Origin of the sequence: Streptomyces parvus, from assembly GCF_014648875.1 — a bacterium.
Lineage (GTDB): Bacteria > Actinomycetota > Actinomycetes > Streptomycetales > Streptomycetaceae > Streptomyces > Streptomyces parvus.
In genome coordinates this window covers 1-2,694 of record NZ_BMRY01000035.1, presented here as the reverse complement: position 1 = coordinate 2,694, position 2,694 = coordinate 1, and the positions used below count along the sequence as shown (strand labels likewise).

At 67.2% G+C, this 2,694-nt stretch carries 2 protein-coding genes; both read right to left on the bottom strand.

The window, feature by feature from the left end:
- Positions 1–53 precede the first annotated feature (53 nt).
- Positions 54–1,169, bottom strand: coding sequence for an FUSC family protein (locus IE140_RS35650; protein WP_150197120.1), 1,116 nt, complete (start codon positions 1,167–1,169; stop codon positions 54–56).
- A gap of 226 nt (positions 1,170–1,395) precedes the next feature.
- Positions 1,396–2,376, bottom strand: a complete 981-nt coding sequence (locus IE140_RS35645; protein WP_150197121.1) for a TIGR03557 family F420-dependent LLM class oxidoreductase — start codon at positions 2,374–2,376, stop codon at positions 1,396–1,398.
- Positions 2,377–2,694 lie beyond the last annotated feature (318 nt).

Below are 2,694 nucleotides of genomic sequence, written 5' to 3'. Positions count from 1 at the left end.
TGGACGACCAACGAGGCCCCCGAGCAACGTGATTGAGACGTCAGACATCTCGATCAACAGCCCGGGGGCCTCGCTCGTTCCGCTTCACGGACCGTCACCCGATCGGTGGCCAACTCGAAGAAGCTCAGTGAACCGATGGCGCTCCATGCCTCCCGGAACGCCGCGTCGCGGCGTTCGCGTAGCTCTCCCTTTCCGGAGCCGGAGAGCAACTCGCTCTCGACGGCACAAACGTGACCGGCCTGGTCCAGCACCTCGGACAGCAGCCGGAAGAAGTCCGGCGACGGCGGGAGGAGTTCGCTGTCGTCATTGAGCCCCTTGAGGGTGCGGGTGAGAGCCAGGACGCGGGTGCAGACACGTCCCCACCGGGCATCCTCGGCGAACGCCGGAGGTTGTGGGCCCTTGCGGCGCAGCCGGCCCCCAGGGTTCCACCGCGACCCCTCCATAGCCCAGCGCCGGGCCTCGCTCACGTTCTGCAGCGAAACCGTCAGCCCGCCAGCCGCGTGATGCCAGCCCTCCGACTTGTCCAACCCGTCCTCGGTGCCCAGTCCTTCCGCCATGGCGCCCAGCACATCCTCCGTCTCCCGCACGAGACGGAGGAGGCGGTCACGCACGCTCCGCAGGTGAACGGGTGGAAGAACGAAGGCGTTGACCCCAAGACCGATGACCGCGCCGATCAGCGTCTCCAGGAGCCGGTGTCCCACCGTGGACGTGTTGGACACCCCACCGGTGATGACGAAAAGCGCTGTGGTGGCTCCGTAGATGCCCTGGCTTCCGAAGCGCCGGTAGTTCCCGAGCAGCATCATGAACGGCAAGGTGAGCAGCATGGCGGCCATGGTCCTGTCATGGGTGAAGACCATCGCCGCAGACGCCCACAGAGTGCCGAGGGCGATGATGGCGAACTGCTGGACTCCCGTGCGCACCGACTGGTAGACCGTGCTGCCGACCATCGCAATTGCCGTCCACGGAGCCAGTAGGGCCATGGGGGCCTGGAACCACCACCCGCTCACCGCCCACGCGGCGATCGCCGCCGCCGCGGCCTTCAGTGACTGGACGAGAGTGTCCCGCTCAGGACCCGCCTCCACCAACGCGCTACGAGCAGACCGGCGCACCTCCCCCCACTCCAGAACTATCCACCGCCAAGCAGCCATCCACCACGCCTCCCGCGCCATGCCGTTCCCCTTGGAGCGTTGTCGCGCTGCCGCACTTGAAGTCCCCGAAGAAGGGCGAAGAAGAGGACCGCCATCGATTGCCCCGTGATCGTGCGAGGAAGGACAGAGAGGCCAGCCGCGAGAATAGACCCGCCGGCACCGTCTCACCGAACGCGTCGACACGCGAAGCCGTGGTGCCCCCGCGAAGCTTGGGCAGCACTCCTCTGGATTCCTCGCGTTCCTCTATTCAGGCACTCGTGGTGTTTGGCTTGAGCTGTCGGATGCGCCCGTCGAGCTCGCGCTGGTAGAAGTCGATGAAGCCGTCGGGGTCGGGACCTGCGTTTTGCATGACCAGCCTGTCGAAACCCGCGTCGATGTAGGACTGGGCGACCTCGACGAAGCGTTTGGGGTCCGATCCGCAGGCGAACTTCTCCAGGATGTCCTCCTCGCGCACGGTGGTGGTCGCGGCGTCGAAGTTGACCGGATTGGGCAACTCGCTCATGACCTTCCACCCGGTCAGCGCCCAGCGCGACGTCTCCAGTGCAGCGCGCGCCGCGGTGTGCGCGTCCTGTGCCCAGGCCATCGGTACTTCCCCGTAGCACGGGCCGCTGCCGCCGGCGTCGCGGTAGTGCCGGACGATGCTCGGCTTGTCCTCCGTGGCGAAGAGACCGTCGCCCAGCTCGGCCGCGAGCCGGGTCGATTCCGGGCCGCTGGCGGCTACCGCGATCAGCGGCAGTTCGTCGGGGAGGTCGAAGACCCGGGCGTCCTGGATCCGCAGATACGTGCCTTCGTAGGACTGGTAGCCCCCGCTCCACAGCAGCCGGATGATCTCCAGGGCTTCCCTGAGCATGTCGTGCCGGGGACGGACCGCATCGGGGAAGCCGGGACCGACGACGTGCTCGTTGAGCCGCTCCCCCGAGCCGACGCCCAGGACGAAGCGGCCTTCCGAGAGCAGGGCGAGCGTCGCGGCCGCCTGAGCGACGATGGCGGGGTGGTAACGCACGGTGGGGCAGGTGACCCCGGTGGCCAGTCCGATGCGCGAGGTGCGGGCGGCGATGGTTCCCAACACTGTCCAGGCGAATGGGGAGTGTCCCTGGTTGTCGAGCCAGGGGTGGTAGTGGTCGCTGATCTCGACGAAGTCGAATCCCGCTTCCTCGGCCAGCACGGCCTGCCTGACCAGCTCCGCCGGCCCGAACGCCTCCGCCGCGAGTTTGTATCCCACCTGCATGTGAACCTCATTTCCATGTGTCCTTGCTTCTTCGTCCGCCCATGGGGTATCCCCTGGCTCCCGCGCATAACGTCGAGTAAGTCCTTTGTGCGGCGCCCGCGAACACCGCACGTTGCGGTGTCACACCAGCCAGACGGCAGGCGAGCTCCGAGGGCTCGGGCGAGGGCTTGCCTTGGTCGACGTCATCCGGACTAGGAGCCGTCCGGCCGATCATGTGACCGTCGTTTGATCCGCTCGTTGTTGCGAACATGGGGCGGGGTGAACGCGGGGATCTGTCAGACGCGGAGTGGGAACGGCTCCGGCCGTTCCTGCCGGTGA